The following is a 19,859-nucleotide window of genomic DNA, read 5'->3' on the forward strand; positions in this document are numbered from 1 at the left end:
GGCCTTGCACTCCCGCAGGAGTCTTCGCCGCCTTCCACTCCAATCAACAGAGTTCTTTAACTTAGGTTAAATTTAGTTTAAATATTTAATGTTGAAAACCATATTTGACTTGTCCGATGTAGAAATAGTTGAGCGTTCTAAATACAATATGTCCTTATTCAGTGACAATCAAATCAATTATACATAAAGTTTCAAGAATGCGAATATTTTAAAGAAAAGGCAAAGGAACACTACAAAACTAAAGCTAAAAATAACGAATTAAAACAAAGGAACAGGTACGATGTTGCAAAACCCTTTGGTCTAATTAGCATGGAATGACAAAGTGCCATAACTATATTTACAGTCAATCTCAAAAGAATTTTAAAACTAATGGACTAAAAAAAGGCAAATAAGCTTCTAATTCACATGAAAAACGACTCTAAAATTCTATTTTGAATTTTAGAGTCGTTTTTGGGGTTTGCGAAGTTAACGTTTTTCAGATAACTAATGGATTTTCAGAGTCCTCCCATAATCGGAGTTGCTTTTTTGTCAAGAATTAAATAGAAATACTTCTAGCTAAAGAGTAATCATCAAGGTTTATCTTATGTTTTTCTTTGGAAGCTTGGACAAATGATGGATGAACTAATTGGCTCTTTTTCCAGCCAACCATTAACCCTTTTTCACCAGCAATTAATAAATCGACTGCTTTACCACCCATTCGGCTAGCCATCATTCGATCATACGCTGTAGGAGAACCTCCACGTTGTAGATAGCCGAGAACGACCACATTCGTATCGAGGTTCGCTTGCTCTTTAATCTCTTTTTTCAGTTCTTCTCCACTGCAAACCCCTTCTGCAACAACGATAATGCTATGCATTTTGCCACGTTCTTGGCCTTGGCGAATCCGATTTAATACATCGGCAATATCATAATCAGCTTCTGGGATAATAATGGACTCTGCACCAGAAGTAATCCCTGTCCATAACGCAATATCACCAGCATTGCGTCCCATCACTTCAACAATACATATCCGTTCGTGTGAGTAGGCTGTATCACGAATTTTATCAATTCCTTCAATAACAGTATTAACAGCTGTATCAAATCCGATTGAATATTCTGTCCCCGAAATGTCATTATCAATTGTTCCTGGAACACCAATCGTTGGGAATCCTTGTTCCGTCAATTTTCCAGCGCCCATAAATGAACCATCGCCACCGATGACGACCAATCCGTCAATATTGGCTTCTTGCAACTTTGCTAAAGCTTTCTGCTGGCCCTCAATCGTTTTAAATTCTTCACTTCTCGCACTTCTTAAAATGGTACCGCCACGATGTATGATGTCTCCGACACTGCCAAGCTCCATTTTAACAAAGTCACCTTTCATTAAGCCAACATAGCCATGTCTTACCCCATAAACCTCTAATCCATTATAAATTCCTCTTCTCACCACCGCGCGAATAGCAGCATTCATTCCGGGTGCATCCCCGCCACTTGTTAATACGGCAATTTTTTTCATGTTGTGTTTCCTACTTTCTTAATTTGTTTATTGGATTAACAAATGTAATTATACATTAAAAAGACATATTTTTCTTTTAAAGAGCTAAAACCTTGCAACATTTATTGGAGGAAAGATTAGTAGGGTTTTTTTTATAGTTATTCACATTCCCGCAGTAATCGCGTGTTTTTAATAACCAACTTCAACGGAAGCAACTACTATGTACATTAAATCATTTTGATCTCCTTTATCCGCTAGAACAATTCCGCTCGTCGTTAACATCCCCCCATCCATTACCTCAACAGTTACAATCCCATATGGCAAAGCCTCTTTCACAGCATCAATATCAAGTTTCTCTTTATCACATGGTACAGCTAATTTCACATTCACTCTCATATTGTCCAAGCTATTCCCTGGTAAAACGGACCGAATCCCTGGCATTGAATTAAAATGGATCGCATTTTTAACCGCACGAACCGCTGCTTTTGTAATATTTTGTCCATGCACATCAATCCCCATTCCAGTTTCAATAAACATTATTTTATCCATTATAATTTCCTCCTACTATTCATTGATTTGTCCCATATATTTTATCTCTTTTCGGGTTGCTTTGTCAGATATTCATGCTTATCACAAAATATATTGATTCTCTTAATATCCCTATTCTATACTCGTTTTTGAAATTAACAAAAAAATGCAGTTTCTAGACTATTAAAAAGGTACAATTATATTGGGTTTTAATATAAGATATAGATATAACACTATGAACATAGGAAAAACCACTTAAGACTTTGTCTGAATAACATATGGGAATCAGGAGGATTACATTTTTGAGGATACTTATTGTAGAAGACGAGGTTCGGATTAGTCAATTATTGAGTATGTACTTAAAACGAGAATCTTTTCTTGTCGATGTAGTTGACAATGGAAATGATGGATTATCCAAAGCCCTTCAAGAAGATTATCAATTAATTATTTTGGATCTGTTTTTACCAGGGAAAAACGGATTTGAAGTATTAGCAACGCTAAGACAGGAAAAAAACACACCTGTTATTTTGCTATCTGCTCAAAGTGAAGCTAATGATCAAAAACGGATGTTTGAATTAGGGGCGAATATGTATATTTCCAAACCATTCAGTCCAAACGACGTCATATCAAAAGTTAAACAGCTATGTTGTTTTAATTGATGGATTATTTGAAGATACTAATGTTGTTTTCGTTGTTTCTAACATAGACCTAAAAAATGATTAATAGGAAAATTAACTAGATGAGAAAAAGTTATTAACAAGGGGATCATATGCACATTTTATTTTTGACGCCTTACTTTAACCAACCGAGAGGAAATTCAACAACAATTAAGCGACTTGTTCACTTTTTACAGGTAAAAAATATAAATACATCAGTCATCCCTTATATGGAAGAGGATAATTGGTACCGTTCCGAGGCAGACATTTATCATATTTTACATGCAACACGCTTTATCCGATGGGCGAGAGAAAATGATTTTGCCATTCATCAACCGTACATTGTAACAATGGGAGGTACTGATATAAATATCGATTTACAGGAAACAATGGATGATGAGATGTTTTCTTTCTTAAATGACGCTTCTTTTATCACTGTTTTTACAAACGCTGCGAAGGACAAGGTAATACATTTGCATCCAGAATGGGCAACAAAAACAGTTGTCATTCCGCAAGCGATATGGCTCCCTTGGAAGATTTTGCCGAACAAGGAAGAGATGAGTCCTCAAATCCTTCTTCCCGCTGGTTTACGTCCAGTAAAGGATGTTTTGCACGTTCTTCCAGCACTCGATGAGTTAATCGATTCATATCCAAGAATGACCTTCACGATTCTTGGAGCGAACTTAGACGAAAAAGTAAACAAACAGGTCCAAACACAAGCCAAGAAGCGACTCTGGATGAAGTATGCAGGGGTTGTCCCATATGAGGTGATGAAAGGATGGTACGAACAAACACAAATTGTCATAAATACTTCCTTGTCAGAAGGACAATCGCTTGCACTTATGGAAGCGATGGCAATGGGGAAACCTGTTATAGCGAGAAAAAATGAAGCAAACCTACAATTTGTTCGCCATCATCAAACGGGTTGGCTTTATGAAACGATGGCTGAATTTAAAGCGGCCGTACATGAAATCGTAAACGAACCTGTACTACGGAATAGAGTGGTCAAGACAGCAAAAGAATGGATAATTGAAAATCATTCACCTGAAAAAGAAACGAGCAAATATATACAATTATATCAACAACTAAAGACCGAATAACCGTCGCGATTACTAGGAGTAAAAAGAGCCGACTCTCTTATCTAACAGTCAGGCTCTCTCTGTTTGTTCTGCACTTATTTTCGTACTTCATAAGGCTTTCCATGTTCATAAGGTTTAAGAACTCCATACAATGTTTCAATAACAGGAATTGTTACTTCGTGTTTTCTTGCTAAGCGCAGTGCACCGCCATGAAAATGTTCCACTTCAATTGGTAGTCCTTTTCGCAAATCTTGATGCATCGAGGAAGTTGCCTCTTCTGGAAACTTTTTCAATCGCTTAACCATATTTTCAATTTCTTGATTCGTTAACTCGATCCCCTCTTTTTCTGCAAGCATGCTCATCTCATAGATAACCTTTTTAGCAACCTCAAAAGTTGCTTCTACATTGGCAATAAACCCAGCCGGTAACTGTGTGGCTGAAGTAACGCCAGAGAATGCAGTAATAAAGATATACTTTTTCCACATATGCTTTAAGATATTTTCTTCTTTTAAAAGATTTGTTTTTACCCGTTTATGTAAGTCTTCAAATTTATCACATACATCTGTTTGCTCGGGATGAAGAGACCCAAACTTTAACGCACTACTCCCACTTGTGTGGACGACATGGCCTTGTTCATTTAGAGTTGCGATAATCGAAGCGAAACCTCCAATTACCTTTTCTTTTCCGACAGCTTTCTGAAGCTTTTCCAAATGCTCCATGCCGTTTAATAACGGCAGAACATAGGCACCGGTTTGATGGACAATTGTTTCTACCTGCGGAATTACTTGATCAAGATGATATCCTTTTACTGTGAGGACGATTACATCCACGTTTTCCACTTCATCCGTTTGCGTGAAAACATTTACATTTTTGCATTCAAAATTTCCTTCAGGGCTGACTATTTTCAAGCCTTCATCTCTTAATTGATTCGCCCGTTTTTCTCTAACAAAAAAAGAGACATTCTCCCCTGCTTCTAACATTCTACCACCAAAATAAGATCCCAAAGCACCTGCACCTTGTACTAAAATATTCATCACAAAATCCCCCTTTTGACTACTATTTTATCAGATTTGACGAAAAACATCCCCGATGATGACACCGGGGGGACGTACTTTTAAAAAAATTATTTGAATACAAGTTGAGAGAACATAACACGAAAAAAGCGAGGACTTATTGTGAATTAAACAATCCACACAAAGTAAACAATGATAGCAGTTACAATAAGGTATAAAATATTTAATGGAATCCCAACTTTCAGATAGTCAGAAAACCGATATCCTCCTGGACCATAAACAATTAAATTTGCTTGGTATCCAATTGGCGTTGCAAAGCTAGCCGATGCCGCAATCGCAATTGTTACAAAAAAGGCCATCGGGTCAACAGCTAATTGATTCGCAATTGCTAAGGAAACCGGGAACATTAATACTGCGGCTGCGTTATTGGTAATAATCTCGGTAAAAATGGTCGTTAAGGCATGGACAACGATAATCGCTCCAATTACACCCGCTCCTTTTGTGATTTGCACAAAATAGTTCGCAATTAAGCCCGCTGCACCCGTTTGATCTAACGCAATTCCAATTCCAATCGCACAAGAGATTAATAACAGTACATCAAATTGAATATATTTCTTTGCCGCCTCGAATGAAACTGCTCTTGTTAGGAAAAGCGCAATGACTGCCAACATTGCTGCTTTAAACATTGAAAGAACATTAAATGCAGCTAACAAAATCATTATCACTATAGTAACGACAACGATCATTGATTTTCTAGAATCAATAATTTCTGGATCTTCAATTTGCGAAATTAAATAGAAATCTTTTGAATTGCACCATCTATTGGTAAAATCTTTATTTGCTAACAGCAGCAACGTATCTCCCGCCTTTAATTTTATATCGCCAACTTTGCTGTTAATTCGCTCATCGTTGCGGTGAACAGCTACTATTCCGGCATCATATTTGCTTCGAAAGCGACTTTCTTTTGCTGTTTTTTGAATTAAAGGAGATTGATGGGAGACAATAGCCTCCACTAATGAGGCACTACCGTTTTGCAATCCATCTAGGTTTATCGTTGTTCCCGTTTCAACTCGAAGTCCTTTAATGTTTTGCAACTCGACAATCGTTGATAACATCCCTGTAAAAATTAGTCGATCATTTTCTTTTAATTTCTTATAAGAAGCAACTGGTGCCGTTCGTTCTCCATTCCTTACGATTTCGATTAAATAAAGACCTTGTAAGCTCCTTAGACCTGCCTCTTCAATTGTTTTCCCAGCTAAAACCGAATTCGGTTCAACTACCGCCTCTGATAAAAACTCTCGAGAACTTTCATCAAAAGCTTCTTCTGATGTTCTCCTTGCTGGCAGTCGTTTATAACCAATCGTTACCATGTAAAAAATTCCGAGTAAACCGGCAGGAAGGCTAACAATCGCAAGCTGAAACATCGAAAAGCCACTCATCCCATGTTCAAGCATAAAACCATGGATAACGAGATTCGTCGAGGTCCCAATTAATGTTAATGTTCCGCCGAAAATCGTCGCATATGATAGCGGGATTAAAAATTTAGATGGGGAGATTTTTCGCTCTTTACACCATTTCCGTACTATTGGTGTAAACATAACCACAATTGGAGTATTATTTAAAAACGCAGACAACGCTGATGTCGGAAGCATCAACTGCAATAGAGATTTTCTCTCATTTGCACCAGATCCTAGTGCCCTCTTCACTACTTGGTTTAAAATCCCACTTTGTTTTACAGCACCAGCAACAATAAAAAGGAGCGCAACTGTGAGCATCCCTTCATTTGAGAACCCTCTCAAAGCATCAGATGGAGAAAGAATGCCAGTTAACAATAGGACAGCTAGTGCACAAAAGACAATAAAATCAGGTCTGGCCACTTCTTTTAATAAACAGATAAGCATACCAATTACAACGAAAAGGACGAAGCCAATCTCAAATGTCAAGTTTCACACACTCCTAAACATCAATTCCGAGTTATCTTATTTATATTTACATAAAGGAACTCGGATGAATGTCCAGAGTAGAAATGACTCCATATAAAATGAAAATAAGTAAATCGGAATTCATAAAATACCTAAGCACAGTATATGTGCCTACTCTAAAGGAGTGCTAACCGAAATTATTAATATAGAACACCGCATGATTTAAATATGGAATGCACAAACTATACATACGAGGAGGTTTGTGTAATGACAAAAATTAATAAAAATGTAAAACAAGATATCAATTAAACGTCAAATTCCTACACTTCGTTCTCCTCTAATTATTTTTCACTAAGCTCTAAAACCGGATTTAAACCATTATAGTTTTCTAGTTTTATTTTCGTTACCTCTGATAGTTCACGTGCATCTAATGTAAAAATAATTGATCTTGGTGTTGCATCATCAGTACAAGGTCGTTCTGAATCAAGATCCAATTGAACAATCAATTCTGATTCCTCACTGCTTACTTTCACAGCGTTTATACCAATCGGACAGCTTCCTGATTCAATTAATCCGAGAAAAATGACAACGGTATTGTCCCATTGATAATCTGGAACATTTTCTTGTAAACCAAAATGAGACCATTGTTCTTTAAACGCTTCTGAATCGTAAACTACCTTTACTACAACCCCCTGGTTGGCCACGTCGTAAAAGTTAGCAGGTAACGTTTTCTCCGTTCCAATCACTTCAAACGCAACTTTCTGTTTGTTTGAACTAGAACATCCCATCAATCCAACACAAATTATATTTAAAGCAACAATAAATTTAAATAATTTCGCTCTCATCGTTTTAGCCCCCTTTGGATAGATAAGCTTTTCGTACTCTTATCTTAACGGACGAAAAATCGTTGTGAAGGGTTTCACTCTTCTATAAAATTCATGATTGAAAGTGCAAGCTTTTAATGGTCCCTTTTGTTTAGTTAAAAGCCGATGAATCTGCCTGTTTCTAAAATTGTTTAAGGGAATTTCTATTGGAAAAGCAAAATTTGCCCTTCCCACTCATATCATTAGTGTTAACCTTAGTTTTTATCAACATCTCCGAAGTCTAGAAATTTGAATATTATTGCCAGTTAATTTGATGAAGGGTGGGATGGTTATGCCAGCATGTGATGGAGCATCCTTTTTAAAAAGAATGGCAAATTTAAAAGCAGAAATATGGTTTGACGGAAAGCAATTGACCGAAAATATTTGTTCTCATAATGCCTTTAAAGGAATATTGCTAAGCAAGGCAAAACTTTTTGATATTCAATTAGAAAAATCAAAAATGGATTTTATGACCTACCCTTCACCCGTTACCGGAGACCGTGTAGGTACTTCATACATGGAACCACGTTCGAAGGAGGATTTGGAAAAAAGGAGATTGACGACACAAGAATGGGCCAAAACCTCTGGTGGCATGATGGGCAGGTCACCTGATTATATGAATACTGGATTGATGGCATTAGCAGCTATTTGGGATTTATTTAATGAGAATTCAAACTTTGGAGAGAATTTAAAGAAAATTTATGAAAATGCGCGCGAAAAAGATCTAACCTTTGCACATACATTTGTCAATCCTCAAGTAAATCGTTCCTCGTTTTTTTATGAAGGTAAAGATACCCCTATATCTGCACGAATTGTGAAAAAGACAAATGATGGAATTGTCATCAAAGGGGCACGTCTACTTGCTACTCAAGGAGGAATTACAGATGAACTTTTAGTCTTACCAATTGGGGGCAAATATATCGAGGAATCATTTATATATGCATTTTCAATTCCGAGTAATACTCCTAATCTTAAGTTTATTTGTAGGGAATCCTTTGCTTATCGACAATCCCATTTTGATCATCCACTAAGTTCAAGATTTGACGAAATGGATATGATTGTTGTCTTTGATGATGTTCTCGTTCCTTGGGAGCGGGTTTTCTTATATAAGGACTATAATATCGCCAACAGTATGTACGAAAATTCAAGCTTCTATCCTTTTTTACTGCACCAGACAGTCGCTCGACAAACAATTAAAACAAAATTTTTACTAGGGGTCGCTCAATTACTCGTTGAAACAATCGATATAAGCGAGTATTTGCATATAAAGGAAAAAGTTAGTGAGCTAATCCGAGGATATGAAACGATGAAAGCTTTTTTATTCTCTTCGGAAATGGGTGCAAAAAAAACCTCCCGCGGTACAATGGTTCCTGACGGGAATCCGTTATATGTTGCAATTACAACCTTTCCAAAAATCTATCCGAGGTTTACTGAGATTTTACAGCAAATTGGTGCTAGTGGTTTGATTTCTATTCCTACTGAACAAGATTTCAATTCACCAATTGAACAAGATTTACAAATTTATTTGCAGGGTGCGAATTGTGATGCGAAAAAAAGAACAGAAATTTTTAGACTTGCTTGGGATATTAGTACAAGTGCATTCGGCGGCAGACAAACCCTTTATGAGAGGTTCTTTTTTGGGGACCCTGTCCGCTTAAATGCAAGTTTATATAATAGCTACCAAAAGGACAATGCTGTTGAGCTAGCAAGATCAATGTTAGAAAACTAAAAAGCAATGAGTCCTCCTCTAGCTTTCTTGACCATTCCTATTATTTAAAACTCGTTTTTATATTTTTACAAAAAAAGCACAAATCGACTGCAGTACGAAATGTGCTTTTCTCTATTACTTAAATATTCCATTGTCTTTCTTCTGTTTGATTCATCTCTATTGTTGGGTTCTCCTGTATTGGTATTGTTTCCACTGGTATAGAATAAAACATCCAATACAAAATCCCATTATGGCAATGAGTGCTGCTAAAGCAACAACTGCCGTAAATACAAAACCGAGTGTATTCCATCCTAGGAGGAAACTTAAAATACCCACTCCAAGACAAATAACGGCAATTGTTTGATTAAATTGCTGCTGTTCCCAATCTTCCGGAATATAGGCTTTTGGATCTTTTTTTAAAAATCTCTTAGCTAGTTGCACGATCGGATTATACCCAAATAATAGCCCCATTAATCCAGCAACAAATGGGATGAACAAAAACCAAAATTGACCAGTAACCCAAGTTAAAAGAACACTAATCACAATGACCGTTTGATTTGTTTTCACAAGTGGTCGCGGGATGGATCGGACAGGCTCACCCATATTAATCCCCACCTTTCAGATTTGTTTTATCTGTTTAATGCCATACTATATGTTTTTTCTAGTTTTGTATAGTGATTAGGTTTATTTGTTCACGAATCTTTTCTAATTCTTTTAGTGGGAGATCACCTAAAGACTGTTTTATTTCTTTTTCAATCTCTTTCCGGTTGCTTTCGCGAAATTGATCCCACCATTCCCGTAGACCTTCTGTATGGTTTAAAAGGTATTCTATATCTATTTCTTCTACTTCATCATCTGAAAGATAATTTAAAACCGCGGCTAATAGCCGATTAAGCTTGGAAATTTCATCTTCCGGCTTTTCGTCAGCGACGATTTGATCACTCGTGATCTTAACCATTTCCTCCTTATCTTGCGAAGACTTTCTTGCCATAATCCCCCTCCTTTTATCCACCTAACTCTTCAATTATTGCGTAACTGCTATTTCCTATTATTTAAATATTGCCTTTTATTATACAAAAAAAGCATAGAGACTCCTTGTTTTCTATGTAAAAACAACCTTTCTCTCTATGTTTTTGTGTTTAAAACTATCCATCCCCTTTTCCTAACACCGATTTTACAGCCCTTTCAATTTCCTCATAGCTTGTGCAACGGCAAATATTCGATTTCAGCCATTCTTCAATCAGTGAGTCCGTTGCATCAGGATGATTTATAATAAGTGAGTGTGCGTTCATAATAAAGCCAGGGGTACAATATCCACATTGAAATGCAAAATGCTCTACAAACGCGGTTTGAATCGGAACATTATTTAATCCTTCAATCGTTGTAATGTTCCGGTCCATCACTTCGACGCTCAACATAATACAAGACTTGTACGGCTGATGATCAACCATTACTGTGCATGCACCACAATCCCCGTTATAACATCCGGGTTTCGTACCAGTTAATTGAAGGTGCCTTAAAGTAGTCAGTAACCGTTCACTTTGAGAAATAATAACATCGCGTTTTTGACCATTTACATTCAATCTAGCCATGATTTTATTTAGAGAGTTATTCAACCCGATTCTTCCCCCTCTAACGCATATAGACTATCCATTAAGATTTGTTTAAGCACGAACATTCGATACTTAGCCGACCCTTCAACATCGTGTAAAATAGGCGTTGGCAAATGACGAAAAGACCGTTCGATTCGCTCTTCATAAGAAAGAGACGGAAGATTTAGTACTGACTCCATTTTGCTTGAACGAAAAGGAAATGGACATAAACCACTAAAGGCAAACCGAAGCTCATCATCGACCTTCAACGCCGCAACTGTTATGAGCGGATAACCCGTTTTCCATTGTTGCCGAATTTTCGCTGTATAAAAAGGGGCCAATAAATACTTTTTCTCGGTGATTATCTGGACAAGAAACTCTCCTTCCTGTAAACGAATATGTTGATTAAATACATCATGAATCGACTCCACTCTAGTACCGGAACCGTTTGCAATCATAAAATGGCTATTAGCAAGTAAAAAAGGCAATATCGATTCACGATAAAAGATGTCTCCACATATGTTTCCTCCGATTGTGATTTTGTTACGAGCTGTACGATCAGCAACTTCTTTCGAAACAGTTGTTAATAGAGGAAAGTCATTTTTATTCTCAATGGTTGTTAGTGGTAGACATGACCCAATAACTAAATATTGATGATCATGAAAGTGATACTCCCAGCAAGCCGGGATTGCTTTTATATCAATTACAGCTGTCGGTCGTAAAAGGTCCAATCTTTCCAGTGTAAGAATCTCTGTTCCACCAGAATAATAGATTGGGGAATGGTGATTTTTTAATAATTCATTAAACTGTTGATTTGCATCTTGGATAGAGTTTGCCCGAGAGTACTGAAAACTCAACTTTTCCCCTCCTTTGCTCGCCAGATCTGTTCAGGCGTTAATGGCAAAGAATTTAGAGGAACGCCTGCGGCAAGTGATAATGCATTTGCTAATGCAGCCGGCATCCCGATGACACCATGCTCCCCCACTCCTCTTGAGCCATAAGGTGCATCTAATTGGGGCGTTTCAACGAAATCAACGATATATTCAGGATGCTCTCCATATCGCAACGGTCGATATGTCCGCAACTGAGAATTCAGCACACGTCCGAATGAGTCGTAATAAAATCCCTCTCGCGCTGCCCATGCAAGCCCCATACTCATTGCCCCTTTTACTTGCCCAATCGCGCCATCATAATTTAGGATTTTCCCAAGATCAACAACAGTTACCGCTTTTTTCACTTCATACCGATACGTCCGCATATCATATTCTACCTCAACACCTTGAGCGGCAACTGCCCATTCTGGACCTGGCTTCCCAGCTCCTGTTTCAGGGTCTAAAAAGGTTAAACCTCGTAAAATATATGTTCCTTTTGCAATGATTTGTCCGCCAATTGCGTTTCCATTTGGAAATGTATATCCATATGCAATGTCTTTAATATCGATTGATTGTGATGGATCGTCTCTTAAAAATACCTTTCCATACCCTACGTCTAAATCCTCCACTGATACTCTTAAGACACAGGAGGCAATTTGTTTTAATTGAAGAATTGCATCCTCCGCTGCTGATAATACCGCCCTCCCAGCCATAAATGTCCCCCTGCTCGCCACGGTTTTCCAATGTTCAGGAGTCGTTTGGGTGTCCAATGACATCCGAACGTGAATTTGATGAATATCCATTCGCATTTTTTCTGCCAACATTTGTGCCAACACCGTTTTGGTTCCAGTACCAATTTCGACGACACCAGAAATTAAATTGATACTTCCATCAGAATTAAATATTAAAATCACGCCTGAACTGGCATTCGTTTCAATCGTAGAATTTTTCCAAACACAACTGATTCCTTTTGCACGTACTTTATATCGATCAATCCGTAATAACCGTCCTTCATCCCAGTTCATGATTCCCTTTAATTGATTGATACAAGCCTCTAAATTGCCAACTGTACTTCTATTTAAAACCACTTGGGTTGGTGTTGTATGTCCGGGACGAACTCCGTTTAGCTGCCGAAAAGAGAGCGGATCGATATTTACTTTTTCTGCTAACATATCCAGCGCACGTTCAAAGACAAAATGAACCTCTCCATGACTAAAACCGCGATAGGGGGAAGCGTAAGGATGATTCGTATATAGACATAAAGAATCACACTGTATATGTTCAATATAATAAGGTCCTGTGCAATCAACTCCTCCAGCTCTGCTAATATGAGCCGATTTGTCCGCATATGCTCCGCCGTCAAATAAATAAAGGAGTGATGCAGCTCTTAACTTCCCATCTTTCGAGCAACCTAATCGAACAACCGCGTCCATACCAATATGAACGGGAGAGGAGACAATATCCTCTTCCCTTGAATTAACAATTTTGACTAATTTCCCACCTACAGCTCTTGAAGCGAGAAAAGCAAATATCTCTATATAAACGGAAGCTTTTCCCCCATATCCGCCACCAACAAGAGGCGTTTCTACAATTACCTTTCCTCGTTCAATTCCAAAATCACGGCTAATTATTTTTTTGACCATAAAGGGAGCTTGGGAAGAAGTTATAATATGTATGTCTCCGTTCGGCATCATTTCACAAGTAGCACTTCTTGTTTCCATCGCTGCATGATCGGAGGCTGGAAAACTAAATGTAGATTCGACCGTGACATCACTCTCAGTCCAACCTTTCGAGATATCCCCTTTCCTGATTTTCGTGCGATTAATTATATTTGTACCAGCTTCAGGATAAATGCCTTCATCACGCTCATATTGTTCTAAGTTTTCATGGAGGATTGACGCAGTTGTCTCGTACGCTTCAAGTGGAGAATTCACAACTGGAAGCGGATCATATTTTATATATACATGCTGAGCAGCTCGCTTTGCCACCGGTAAAGATTCAGCAACAATGAGGACGACAACTTCCCCATGATATCGTACCCGATCTGTAGGAAGTGCTGGTCGATCACGAACCTCTTCCCCAATTAATGGCAAATTCTCACCTGTAATGACAGCATGAACCCCATCTATCGCCTTTGCTTTTGTTATTTCAATATTGATAATTCGAGCATGCGCATAAGGACTTTTAATCATTTCTACATGGAATGCATCTACTGTATGAAAGTCGGCAGTGTATTTTGCTCTTCCAGTAACTTTATCCCATGCTTCCTGTCTAATCACACTTTTTCCGATGATTTGCATTTATGTCATCCCTCTCAGATAGATCTTCCCATTAACAGAGCTGTTAAATAATAAAATGTATATGACACTGGACAATAAAAAAGTAATTCGATTTTAGTCTCATATAAAACGGAAATCGTTTTTCGCTAGTAAAATAAAATCATTTACAAATGGGCATCTTTATTTTAGAATGTAGAACGTAACTCTTACGTTTTTAAATCGTAATCGTTCCGATATTTATCTATCATTATATTTCTATATGCCAACAAACAAATAAATAATGGAGTGAAAAAAATGAACACAATAAAATGGATTGCCACCACTTTTCTAGTTGCTAGTCTATTATTAGCTGGGTGTGGAAACTCTGAATCTAGTGAAAATGAAGAAAACAACCATGACGAAGATAGATTAACTATATATACGACAGTTTATCCACTCGAAGATTTCACAAAAAAAATCGGCGGCGAATATGTCGATGTCAAAAGTGTTTATCCACCGAATGTTGATGCACATTCATTTGAACCTTCCACGAAAGATATGATTGCCATCGCTGAATCCGATTTATTTATTTATACAGGAATTGGATTTGAAGGTTTTGTGGAAAAAGCTTCGGAAGCGCTGAAAAATGAAGATGTCACGATTCTACCTGTAGGCCAAGGGATTGACTTGATACATTTGGCTGATGAACATACTGAAGAGAATGATGACCATGAAGATAAACACGTAGAAAACGCGGAAAGTCATGACCATGCTGAAGATGAAGCTGAACATGACCACAGCCATGGCGATGAGGATCCACATATTTGGCTAGATCCCCTTTTATCAATTGAACTTGCCGAAAATATCAAAAATAAGTTAAGTGAACTATTGCCTCAACATGCCAATGAAATTGAACAAAATTTTATTCAACTAGAAAATGATTTGCATGAACTAGACGAGGAATTTAAGCGGACAATAGAGCAAACTCTAACAAAACATTTACTAGTAGCTCACTCTGCTTATGGATACTGGGAGAAACGGTATGGGATTAAGCAAATTGCTATTGCTGGTCTTTCCCCTACACAAGAGCCTTCGCAAAAGGCGTTACAAACGATTATCGACGAATCGAAAGAACATGAAATTCAATATATCATTTTCGAACAAAATTTAACGACTAAAATTGCGGAAATCATCCAAAAAGAAATTGGTGCCAAGCCCCTTACCCTCCATAATCTAGAAACGATTACGGATGAAAACATCAAGAATGGTGACGATTATTTCAGTATTATGAGAAAAAACTTACAGACCATTCAAACTGCTTTGAATAACTAGAAATAAAGGACTGTCTCTTTTAGGAGACAGTCCTTTACAGTTCAAGTACAGCTTTTTCTTTAGCTAATGGAAATGATACTTTAAAAGTGGTGCCTTTATTTTGTTCACTCATAACACTCCAAGTTCCCTTCATTTCTTTAATAATTTGCAGGGTAACCATTAAACCAAGACCTGTCCCTTTCTCTTTCGTCGAGTAGTATGGAAGGCCGATTTTCTCCACCTGCTCTGCTGTCATTCCGACTCCATCATCCGCAATCGTTACTTCAACACTTTTATCGACAATCACGACACTTACAGAAACATTTCCATCAGGTCCAGCGGCTTCAATCGCATTTTTTATTAAATTTATGAGCATTTGTTGTAGTCGACTTGAAATGCCCATTATATAAGCAGGTTTGCTTGTTTCAAGTGTTACGCTTACATTTTGCAGAGTAGCATAGGAAAATAATGTATTAACCGATTGATTCGCTACTTTTGAAAGGTCGATATGTCCATGCTGCTCCATTTCATTATTCTTACCTAAACTTAGGTAATCAGAAATTATTTCATTTGCGCGATCAAGCTCATCCATACAAATATGTAAATACTCTTTTTCACTCGGACTGATGTTTTTCGATCCAGTTAAGATTTGGATAAAGCCCCGTACACTTGTCATCGGGTTCCTTATTTCGTGTGCGACGCTAGCAGCTACTTCGCCAACTACCTGTAATTTTTCCTTTTTTCGCATTTCCTTTATCAATCTTTGCTTTTCAAGATGTGTCTCTAATAAGTGCACTGCAAGCCATACAGTTAGCACATTTGCAACAACATAGCCAACATTAATTAAGAACTTTGTTAGCGTCATCGGCTCATCAAGCAATACGGTACCTAAAAATGGAATGGCAAATGACAGCATCCCAATAAATAGAACAGATTTAATAATTTTCTCCTTACGGTCCCATTTAAAATATTGAGCGCGAAATTCCCAAATCATCATTGTCCCTAGTAGCAATACGATAAATGCTGGAATCATTCCGCTGCCACCTACCAAAAAACGTAGAATAACATAAAAAACAGTTACAAAAATCCCAACTGCTTTTCCACCATAAATAAAGGCTAAAAACCATGGTACCATCCGTAAATCCAGAAAAATCCCATCATTTATTTTAACAGCATAAGCAATACATAACCCCATCGTTATACTAAAAACGATTCCCCAATAGAAAGCTTCTCTAACTCCAAACCTTTGATTGCCCTGTAAAGCTTGATACAAAATGATTGGAAAAAGTACCATTAAGATTTGTAGCATCATATTGTCAAATTGCAACCCCATATTCGTTCCCTCTTATTGCGCTTATTTTTACATTTACTTTATGATACTTTGTTTATCTTTCCATTGGAAGCAAAAATTCACATAGTAAACTGAAACGATAAAGATATAAAATTTTATTATGCTTCACTCATCCCTAACCTGTACTTAAACAGCTTGTTTTTTTCTGCTTTGTTATAAAATAAGTTTCTCAAAAAAATTTAACGGATTTTTTAAAAATATAGTGGATAAACCAAGATAAATTTTCATTTAAAATTAAAAAACCCATCCTACCGGATACACCGATAAAGATGGATTTCAAGTTCGATTCCTTTATTTATCACCATCTAAACTAACTTGCCAACCAATACCAAATCGATCTGTTACTTTGCCATAACATTTACTCCAAAATGTCTCTTGAAGCTCCATTTCTACTGTTCCTTGTTCTTTTAGTTTGCTAAATGCGTGTTTAACCGCTTCTAAATCTTCACTAACAAACGCTAAAGTTATGTTATTTCCCTTTTCATATGCTTGTCCCGGAAAAACATCGGAAAACATGACTCGGCTCCCATTGATATAAAGTTCTGTATGCATAACAAGCTCTTTCGCTTCCACCGGAAGTTCAAACTCTGGATTCGGCGGCGCATCTCCAAAAGTCATAATTTGTGGTTTTTCAGTAGCGAACGCTTCCGAGTATAACTCTACTGCCTCTCGACAATTCCCATTAAACGTTATGTAGACATTAATAGACATATTCACAACTCCTATTATTAAAATTCTTACTTAGTCTAGCTAATAACGTTAACGGAAGCAAACCCCAACTAAATGTGATTGATGTCTATTATATTTTAGAAATAAGCGATTGAGAGTTCTTCCTATCTAAACCATTCTGTTAAACAAACCATGGAAATAAAACCAAAAATAAAAGCGATTGTTGAGGCTCTCTCATTTCCATCACCATGACTTTCAGGAATAAGTTCCTTATAGACAACAAAAAGCATGGATCCCGCTGCAAATGCGAGACCATAAGGAATGATAGTTACAAACGATTCGCCAAAGAACATCCCGACAATTCCCGCAAATAACTCAATTACTGCTGTTAATGAAGCTAGTAAGATTGCATTCCATCTGCTTACGTTTTGTGTAACTAAAAACAAGGCGATTAAAAACCCATCAGGGATGTTTTGTAATCCAATTGCAAAAGCAACTACAGTACCTAACTCTTGGCGATCACTCACATTACTAATCCCGACAGACAAACCTTCTGGTAAATTATGAAAAGACATCGCAATCATAAACAATAGAATGCTTGATCTTGAAGTCTTTTTATGCTTATTTGAATGGTCAAAATCGACATGAGGAATTAGACTTTCAAGCAAAGTTAGAGCGAATGTTCCTATTAAGATGCCAATTACTAGCACAAACATATTTGATAACTTTAAGGCTGACGGAATAAGCCCATAGGCGGATGCTGCAACCATGATACCTGCCGTATAAGCTAGCAATACATCTTTCCCTTTATGTGATAAATTTTTTATAAATAAAACAGGCAACGCTCCTAGCGCAGTACAAAAAGATGAAATAAAAATTGGCAGTAAATTCATTCAAACCTCCTAAACTATAATTATTTCATCTTATGTTAAAAACCTTTCAACAATCACAAAAAAGCAATGTAACAATTGATTCTCTTTCATATTCAAAGTCTAATAAACGCCTCCTCTGTAAAGGAGACGTTTATTAGATTTCAGGTTTCCTCATCAATATCTACTTTTTTTTCATCATCCCCTACTACTAATTGCAATAAGTCATTACTTAGTGTTTCCAAAGAAGCAATAAAACCCCCTTTGGATTCACTATCTACATGAATGGCATGTTCGACTTTGTCCTGCTTTTTCAAACACTTCACCTCCTAAGTTAGTTTTAGCATCTTCTATTTAATTATGAATATTTTTTGAAAATCAAAAACAAAAACAAGCAATCCAAATTTTTAACTATTATGTTTAAATATTATTTTCAAAATAGTTGAACTTTTTTAATTTCATTATTATAATAATAGTTAACAAGATTCACTATTTGGTGAATTTTATAAAAACAATGTTGTAAGCGTTTCATATTTTTACTTTATTCAAGGGGGAAATAATAAAAATGACAAAAAAGGGAAAATTCAGGAGTTTAGTAGCGATCATGTTTCTTACTACTCTCGCTATCTTAACAGCCTGTGGGAATTCACAGTCAAGCGGGGGTAATACAGAGACAAATGGAGATGGGACTTACACATTTAAAGCATCACATGTTGTCCAGGAAACTCATATTTGGCATAAAACTGCAGAAAAATTTGGCGAAGAACTTGAAAAACTATCAGATGGTCGCATGAAACTGGATATCTATTCTGCTTCACAATTAGGCCAAGAACAGGATATGGTTCAACAACTAGAAACCGGCTCACTTGACTTTGGGTTTCTGACAAACGCTTACATGAGTACACGCCAAGATTCATTAAATTCATGGTTTATGCCTTTTGCATTTAGCAATCTTGAAGAGGCTGCTCAAATGCGAGAATCAGAGCCAGCTAAAGAAATGTTGAAAGAATTAGAGTCTCAAGGGTTAATAGGGTTAGATTTTATTTTTGCAGGCAACCGCCACATTTTAATGAAGGATGGACATATTCAATCACCAGGAGACCTGAAAGGAAAGAAAGTACGGATTATCGGCAGCCCTTCCGTGCAAATGTTCTGGGAAGGAACAGGAGCAGGACCGACAGCGATGCCATTACCTGAAGTCTATACCTCTTTGCAAACGGGTGTTATCGATGGAATGGATATTGATTTAGACGCTTTGGTTACAGAAAAATATTATGAAAATGCTGAATATCTCACACTTACGAACCATGCTACGTTTCCATCTGTCATCGTAATGGGCAAGCCTTCCTATGATAAGCTTTCGGCTGAAGATCAGGAAATTGTGAAAGCAGCACTTAACAATGCAGTCGCTTGGGGCGTAAAAGAAGCAATCGAGCGTGAAGATTCAAATTTAGAAGAACTAGAAAAGCTTGGGGTTAAAGTTGAAAAGATTTTGGATCCTTCATCATTTAACGACATCACAACTAGAGTAAATGATGAATTTGCTACAAAATCACCGGTCATTCAAGCCTTTCTTGATGAACTAGATAAGTAAAGAAATAAATCCATTTTTAAAAATTAAGTAAAGATATGATTATACAACCAAGCTTTCCGTTATGATCTAACTGAAAATTGGGCTACCCTGCTTCCAAATT

General features: G+C 37.1%; 19 protein-coding genes. 5 read left to right on the forward strand and 14 right to left on the reverse strand.

What is annotated here, in order from left to right; all coding sequences use genetic code 11:
• Positions 1-535 precede the first annotated feature (535 nt).
• Together pfkA and GNT69_RS06115 are read right to left on the reverse strand one after the other, a co-directional pair.
• The gene (gene pfkA, locus GNT69_RS06110; protein ID WP_203554092.1) at positions 536-1,495 is read right to left on the reverse strand and encodes a 6-phosphofructokinase; all 960 of its coding nucleotides are present in this window, start codon (positions 1,493-1,495) and stop codon (positions 536-538) included.
• A 168-nt stretch (positions 1,496-1,663) separates the two neighbouring features.
• Positions 1,664-2,023, reverse strand: a complete 360-nt coding sequence (locus tag GNT69_RS06115) for a Lin0512 family protein (protein WP_203554093.1) — start codon at positions 2,021-2,023, stop codon at positions 1,664-1,666.
• Positions 2,024-2,304: 281 nt separating this feature from the next.
• Here GNT69_RS06115 and GNT69_RS06120 point away from each other — a divergent pair, with 281 nt between their 5' ends.
• Both GNT69_RS06120 and GNT69_RS06125 read left to right on the forward strand, forming a co-directional pair.
• Positions 2,305-2,661: a response regulator transcription factor gene (locus tag GNT69_RS06120; RefSeq protein WP_203554094.1), complete on the forward strand. Its 357-nt coding sequence runs from the start codon at positions 2,305-2,307 to the stop codon at positions 2,659-2,661.
• A gap of 110 nt (positions 2,662-2,771) precedes the next feature.
• The gene (locus tag GNT69_RS06125; RefSeq protein ID WP_203554095.1) at positions 2,772-3,758 is read left to right on the forward strand and encodes a glycosyltransferase; all 987 of its coding nucleotides are present in this window, start codon (positions 2,772-2,774) and stop codon (positions 3,756-3,758) included.
• 74 nt (positions 3,759-3,832) lie between these two features.
• Here the strand turns inward: GNT69_RS06125 and GNT69_RS06130 are convergent, their stop codons facing one another.
• From GNT69_RS06130 to GNT69_RS06140, 3 genes are all read right to left on the reverse strand, one after another.
• Complete coding sequence (locus GNT69_RS06130) at positions 3,833-4,771, reverse strand: ketopantoate reductase family protein (protein ID WP_203554096.1); 939 nt, start codon at positions 4,769-4,771, stop codon at positions 3,833-3,835.
• 146 nt (positions 4,772-4,917) lie between these two features.
• A complete protein-coding gene (locus GNT69_RS06135; RefSeq protein ID WP_203554097.1) occupies positions 4,918-6,693 on the reverse strand; it encodes an SLC13 family permease in 1,776 nt (591 codons plus the stop codon).
• A gap of 320 nt (positions 6,694-7,013) precedes the next feature.
• Positions 7,014-7,517, reverse strand: a complete 504-nt coding sequence (locus GNT69_RS06140; protein ID WP_203554098.1) for a hypothetical protein — start codon at positions 7,515-7,517, stop codon at positions 7,014-7,016.
• A 310-nt stretch (positions 7,518-7,827) separates the two neighbouring features.
• Between GNT69_RS06140 and hpaB the strand changes: the two genes are divergently transcribed.
• On the forward strand, positions 7,828-9,264 hold the full coding sequence (hpaB, locus tag GNT69_RS06145; protein ID WP_203554099.1) for a 4-hydroxyphenylacetate 3-monooxygenase, oxygenase component: 1,437 nt from the start codon (positions 7,828-7,830) through the stop codon (positions 9,262-9,264).
• Between the two features lie 156 nt (positions 9,265-9,420).
• On the opposite strand, the gene GNT69_RS06150 is transcribed toward hpaB, so the two are convergent.
• The 5 genes from GNT69_RS06150 to GNT69_RS06170 form a co-directional block, all read right to left on the reverse strand.
• Complete coding sequence (locus GNT69_RS06150) at positions 9,421-9,846, reverse strand: DUF4395 domain-containing protein (protein WP_203554100.1); 426 nt, start codon at positions 9,844-9,846, stop codon at positions 9,421-9,423.
• Positions 9,847-9,904: 58 nt separating this feature from the next.
• On the reverse strand, positions 9,905-10,234 hold the full coding sequence (locus tag GNT69_RS06155) for a hypothetical protein (protein ID WP_203554101.1): 330 nt from the start codon (positions 10,232-10,234) through the stop codon (positions 9,905-9,907).
• A 154-nt stretch (positions 10,235-10,388) separates the two neighbouring features.
• On the reverse strand, positions 10,389-10,835 hold the full coding sequence (locus GNT69_RS06160; RefSeq protein ID WP_203554854.1) for a (2Fe-2S)-binding protein: 447 nt from the start codon (positions 10,833-10,835) through the stop codon (positions 10,389-10,391).
• Between the two features lie 20 nt (positions 10,836-10,855).
• Positions 10,856-11,692 carry an FAD binding domain-containing protein gene (locus GNT69_RS06165; protein ID WP_203554102.1) on the reverse strand — a complete coding sequence of 279 codons (837 nt, stop codon included), beginning with the start codon at positions 11,690-11,692 and terminating at the stop codon, positions 10,856-10,858.
• Complete coding sequence (locus GNT69_RS06170) at positions 11,689-14,007, reverse strand: xanthine dehydrogenase family protein molybdopterin-binding subunit (protein WP_203554103.1); 2,319 nt, start codon at positions 14,005-14,007, stop codon at positions 11,689-11,691. Before GNT69_RS06170 ends, GNT69_RS06165 begins: the two co-directional genes overlap by 4 nt.
• Positions 14,008-14,280: 273 nt before the next feature.
• Between GNT69_RS06170 and GNT69_RS06175 the strand changes: the two genes are divergently transcribed.
• A complete protein-coding gene (locus GNT69_RS06175) occupies positions 14,281-15,297 on the forward strand; it encodes a metal ABC transporter solute-binding protein, Zn/Mn family (RefSeq protein WP_203554104.1) in 1,017 nt (338 codons plus the stop codon).
• 34 nt (positions 15,298-15,331) lie between these two features.
• On the opposite strand, the gene GNT69_RS06180 is transcribed toward GNT69_RS06175, so the two are convergent.
• From GNT69_RS06180 to GNT69_RS06195, 4 genes are all read right to left on the reverse strand, one after another.
• Positions 15,332-16,609, reverse strand: coding sequence for an ATP-binding protein (locus GNT69_RS06180; RefSeq protein ID WP_203554105.1), 1,278 nt, complete (start codon positions 16,607-16,609; stop codon positions 15,332-15,334).
• Between the two features lie 309 nt (positions 16,610-16,918).
• Positions 16,919-17,338 (reverse strand): VOC family protein, encoded by a 420-nt coding sequence (locus tag GNT69_RS06185; RefSeq protein ID WP_203554106.1) that lies wholly within the window; start codon positions 17,336-17,338, stop codon positions 16,919-16,921.
• 122 nt (positions 17,339-17,460) lie between these two features.
• Positions 17,461-18,189 (reverse strand): ZIP family metal transporter, encoded by a 729-nt coding sequence (locus GNT69_RS06190; RefSeq protein ID WP_203554107.1) that lies wholly within the window; start codon positions 18,187-18,189, stop codon positions 17,461-17,463.
• Positions 18,190-18,329: 140 nt separating this feature from the next.
• Entirely contained in the window at positions 18,330-18,482 is a 153-nt protein-coding gene (locus GNT69_RS06195) for a hypothetical protein (protein WP_203554108.1), read from the reverse strand.
• Positions 18,483-18,730: 248 nt separating this feature from the next.
• Between GNT69_RS06195 and GNT69_RS06200 the strand changes: the two genes are divergently transcribed.
• Positions 18,731-19,759, forward strand: coding sequence for a TRAP transporter substrate-binding protein (locus GNT69_RS06200; protein WP_203554109.1), 1,029 nt, complete (start codon positions 18,731-18,733; stop codon positions 19,757-19,759).
• The last annotated feature ends 100 nt before the right edge of the window (positions 19,760-19,859 follow it).

This window comes from Bacillus sp. B15-48 (genome assembly GCF_016879755.1).
GTDB lineage: Bacteria > Bacillota > Bacilli > Bacillales > Cytobacillaceae > Mesobacillus_B.